This window comes from Neisseria sp. P0021.S007 (genome assembly GCF_051956855.1).
Genome location: NZ_JBQCXA010000998.1, coordinates 1 through 553, shown reverse-complemented (window position 1 = coordinate 553; position 553 = coordinate 1). Strand labels below are relative to the sequence as shown.

At 45.6% G+C, this 553-nt stretch carries 1 protein-coding gene; it reads right to left on the bottom strand.

The features are described from left to right. Positions 1-532 (bottom strand): hypothetical protein (locus ACTHUR_RS17175; RefSeq protein WP_440399915.1); only part of this gene is annotated, 532 nt, incomplete at its 3' end. Between the last annotated feature and the right edge of the window lie 21 nt (positions 533-553).

Sequence of the window (553 nt, the reverse complement as noted above, 5' to 3'; positions counted from 1 at the left end):
AAACGCTACTTGCAGAAGCAACACTGGCCCGTACGACACGCATTTTTGTTACAACGCCGTCTGAAGATGATGAGGTACTGTTCAATCTTGCCGCCTCAGCCACATGAACCGCATCTCTCGTTACAGTATTTTTACCGCTTAATTGCTTGGGTTCAGGAAAAACAGACGGACTTCCCCCAAAATTTTGGGTGTGTATCCATTCTTTTAGAGGAGAAGATGATTCGGAAGTGGTTTCAGGAGTTGAGGAGCCTTGACGGATATGGGTACGGCCAAGAGGGGCAAGTTTATGTGACATAATCAGCGTATTTCCTTGTATCAAATATCGTCCTTTCCCACCGCACAAGCGTGCAACAAAAAAGTTCGATGAATAAAGAGGTAAGACGGATTCTGTCGTAACAGCAATTGCCTGTATAAAGGCCAAACTGAAGCTGGCCACTTTGAGAAAATCGGCAGCGTTTCCCCTTCTGCCGATTTTCTGATTGAAAACGGTAATGGTGTTTGGACAGAACCCTTGGATGGCTTTTATAGGCAATCTGCCCGCGTACCATATATC